The sequence below is a fragment of the Campylobacter sp. W0014 genome, from assembly GCF_020135975.1.
GTDB lineage: Bacteria > Campylobacterota > Campylobacteria > Campylobacterales > Campylobacteraceae > Campylobacter_D.
In genome coordinates this window covers 1-4,419 of sequence record NZ_JACHTR010000044.1, presented here as the reverse complement: position 1 = coordinate 4,419, position 4,419 = coordinate 1, and the positions used below count along the sequence as shown (strand labels likewise).

2 protein-coding genes are annotated in these 4,419 nt (G+C 24.5%); both read right to left on the bottom strand.

Going from position 1 to position 4,419, the window contains the following annotated elements; translation table 11 throughout:
- Nucleotides 1–51 precede the first annotated feature (51 nt).
- Nucleotides 52–951, bottom strand: coding sequence for an FHA domain-containing protein (locus H2277_RS08635; protein ID WP_337201914.1), 900 nt, complete (start codon nucleotides 949–951; stop codon nucleotides 52–54).
- Nucleotides 948–4,419: type VI secretion system membrane subunit TssM (gene tssM, locus H2277_RS08630; protein ID WP_337201913.1), on the bottom strand; the 3,472-nt coding region annotated here is incomplete at its 5' end. The genes H2277_RS08635 and tssM, both read right to left, overlap by 4 nt.

Genomic DNA, 4,419 nt, shown 5'->3' with positions numbered 1-4,419 from the left:
GAGCTAAAATACTAGCTTATGCTAAAGAGCATGGTGTAAAAGAGTAAAGAATCACTCAAAATCTTTAATATACTTTTCCAATGCTTTGATGGTAAGATTTTCAAAAAGAATCTTATCTTCTTTAATATTATTTTGTATGGCAGCTTCAATATATTTAATAAACATATTTTCTTCCATTTCTTCAAATATTGGAGTATATAATTCTTTTGCAATTAAGCTAAGGGCTAATATATTGATTAATTTTGTGGATTTGATTAAGGGTATATTATTAATAATACTTTCAAAATCTTTAATATTGATAGGAGAATAATCATTATTTAATTTAGAGTTTTGTTGTTTTGTTTTAATATCTTTTAAATTTTTTACCAAACTTTTTAGAATATTTTCATACTCTAATGAATTTGGATTTTTTTGAATGATTTCTTTTAAAAAGCTATCATCTGCCTTTTCTTCCTCGATAAACTTATAATTATTATTTTTTAAAATCTCTTTCAACTCTTCGTTTTTGTCAAAATTTATACTTGTTTTTCCCCTAGGTTCAATTTCAATTTCATCAAAATGATTGCGTTTTTCAATGTCTTCTAAGTATTTTTTATTTTCTTTGATACTTTCTTCAATGCTTTTTGCATCCACAAATCTAAATTCTAAATTACCGATTTTAAAAGTATCGCCTATACTGATTATTATTTCATAGCCACTTGGCATTCTAGAAAAGGACTTGTTATAATAAATATCAGAATCTTCAAAAGCTGCAATTGTAAAAGATCCTTCTTCATAAGATACTATGGCATGGGTATTTTTGATTTGCTCTAGTTTATCTTGAATACGAAAAGTGCAATCATCACCACTTCCTATAGTTCCACCCTTTGTATCAAATACAAATGCTTTAGAACCACTAATGCATTCGTCATAATTCTCAATAGTAATTCCTAATTCTTCTTTTTCTATCATTGTTTATTTACCCCTGTGATATTTTCTACTATTTTAAGATTATTTAAAATATAAACTATATTATTTAAATCACTAGCACCGTTAATAATTTCAAAGTCAAAATATAAGTTTTTATTATTATTAAACATAATGCTGTATGTAGAATTGTTTTTATTATCTTTTATAAACTTATACCATGCCCATTCTCCCTTATATGATTTTGTATAATTTAAATTAGGATTGGAGTAGTTGTAGGCTGTAAAATTTAAACTTGTTCCATTATTGAATTCTTCTGCTACAATTTGTAGGGTTTGATCAAGAGTATGATCGTATTGAATATTTTTATTGTTATAGCCAAGCTTTACAAAGGAAAAATCTGCACTTAAATCAAGGCTTTGAATGGTAAAATTAACTCTTATATTATCATTAGCATTCAGTATGAGGCTTGAGAGATTGCCTGCATTGGTGATAAAATCTAAAAATTCTTTAGAGAAATTTAATTTTGAAGCAAATTGAGAATTAATAGAATAGCTATTTTTTCTTTTTACTAAAACATTATTCAAGTATTTTTTATAAAAACTATTTAATACTCCATTTCTGCCAAAAAATGTTTTAAAGCTATCCATACTAAGATCTGCTACACTCTCATCATTAAAAGGATAATATGGTGCAATATCATTAACAAATGGATTATACACTTCATTAATCCAAGCGGTATTAAATAAAGAAATACCATGATTTTCTATAAAATTCCACGAATAATTAGAAAGCTGACTATAATATCTCTCTAAATCATTAGGTAATTTTTTTATGTTCATTTGAAATACAGCAAAAGGATCATTGGCATCTTTATTGCCTCCAAGAGCATATGAAATTTTTTCTTCAGCGCTTTGGTTACTATTAGAACTAAAATCTATAATTTTATTGGATATATTTGTAATATTTGTATTAAGAATATCTAATATTTTTTCATCATCAGTGCCTTTGCCCACTTCTATATTACCAACACTCAAAAGTGTATTTTTGTTTACTAGCTTATGATATTGTGTGAAAGCATTGCTTACCCCAATAAAATTTGATCTAATTTCCCCAGCATTTAATCCTAAATTGTAGGCTTGAGTTAGTAAAACTGCATCATTTAAATTTGTATTAGAACTAACAATTTTTAACAAAGAATATAAAGGGTTTTCTTTTTTTGATAAAATATCAAGCTCGTTAAGCATTGCCTCTTTGGTATTATACCTAACAGGTTGCAATGAAGCGAGTAGATTTTGCCAAGCATTTTGGTATTCACTTAAGTATAATTTTAAAATACCCATAGTCAAAGTGTTTTTATTTTCTTTAAAATTGTTATCTAACATCCAAGATTCAATATTGATTGCGGTGTCAACTTGTTGATTTAAATCATTTAAAAAGTCCATCATACCAACTTTTGTATATATTTTATCTATAGAAGTTATTTGAGAATTATTTGAAAATACACTATTTGCAGCAAAACCTAAATCCTCTTTTATAAGATATTTTTCTTTAGGTTTATCGCTATTTAAAAAATTAAGAAGAATGTAAATTCTTTGAGTTCTACTTATACTCTCAAGTTTTCTTTTTCCTGTATGTATACTGTTTTCATCTTCTGTAAAAGATTTAAGATTAAATTGTTTAAGTTCATCCACCCCTTCTAGAAAGTCATCTTTAGAGATTGAATACTTACTTAAAGTATTCCAATTCTCGTTAATCCAAATTTTTAGTATTTCTTTATTAAAATATTTTTGTTCAAACAAAGATCTATACATATATAAGGTTTTGATTAAATTTTCTTTATTTGTATCGGTAAGTAAAGTATATTCCATTTCTTTTAATAAAGTATTTTTTAACACATCTTCATTTAGTTTATAATAAAGTTGTTTAGCTTCTTTAAATCCTTTGTATGAGAGATTTAGATTTAAATATTGAAATATATTATTATCTTGCCAAAGTTCAGGATAAGTATTTAAAATATTTCTCAATTCAATTAAGAAGTCAGCTTTTTGTTTAATATTTAAATTTTGATAATCTTGATCTTTAAGAAGCAATTGTAAAGATCTTAAGGTGTTTTGGCTTTTTTCGAATTCTTTATTGTTTTTACTTATAAAATAAGAAGATATAGCATATGTTCCAAAGCTTATGATTAAAATTATAATTAAAAAAGATAATTTTTTAGAATAAGATTTCATAGTGCTTAAAGAATAATCTGTAAAAATTAAATCTTCGAGCAGTGATTTAACAAAATAGCTTTGTTTATTATGTATAATATTGGATTTCGATAATACTTTTTTGCAGTTATATTTCTCACATATGGCATCGAGTAAGAAATTTCTAGGAATATTTTCTTGATAAGCACTAACAAAATAAACTCCTCTAAGATAAGAATCATTTTTAAGTTTATTTTCTTCTTGTATATCTAAAATAAATGTCTTTACTAATGCAAATAGATTGTCAAGTTGCTTTAAAAATAAGTAACTTTTATTTTTATTTTCTATATTATGAATGTAGGAATTTTTGCTCATTAAAGAACATAATAATGAATCACTTAATTCCTTAAATTCATTATTTAAATATTCTTCATTTAAGATTTGTCCAAAAGATAATCCTAAAATTTTATTTGAAATTTTTTTATCAAAAATATCAAAATACTCTTTCATGCCTTCGATCAAATCGAGTTTTGAAAAAACTATATAAATAGGCAGTTTTAAATTTAAAATTTTTTCACATTCATTGACTCTTTTTGTTAGATATCTAATAAGATTTTTGGAATACTCCTTAGGATTATTTAAGAAAATTATAGTGTCAACAACTAAAATAATTCCATTTAGTTTGCTATGAAAAAAATTTTTATTGAGAAAAGTAAGGAATTTTTTCCATATATTTTTTTTAATTAAAAAATCTCTATTTTTATCTATATCATCTTCAGGTATTTCATCGCTATTTGTAGGCTTAAAAAATTCTTCTTGTGAAAAATAATTTCCTTCTGTATCTAATAAAGCACCTTTTTTTGATACATAAAGTGCAAAATTTCTAGTAGACTTATGGAATTTTTTATAAGACTCTAAACTATCACTAAGTGGGTATTCGATGTCAGAATAATTAATAAAAGTGCTTTTTCCAGCTCCTTCATTTCCTATGATGATAATTAAGGGTAAATTTTTTGTTTTTAAATCATTCTTCCATGTTTCTTTGGCATCTTTAAGAGATAAAAAGAAGTTTCTTTTAGATTTGTAAATGAACTCATCAGCTTCTTTTTTTAGGACTTTAAATTTTAATCTTTTTTCGCTTTTTAAAGAAGATATAAAATTTATAATAGGCTTTAATAAAAAAAACAAAAAAACAATAAGCCAAATTATCAAAATAATACTAAATCTTAAAAATGAACTACTAAAAATATATATGTCATTAAAAGCTACTAAAGAACCCCAAAACCAAAATAAAATACTCAAAAGAAAAATACAACAAAGC

Excerpts from the sequence above, each read along its gene's own strand:
- H2277_RS08635 (WP_337201914.1), bottom strand. The coding sequence starts at position 951 with ATGATAGAAAAAGAAGAATTAGGAATTACTATTGAGAATTATGACGAA.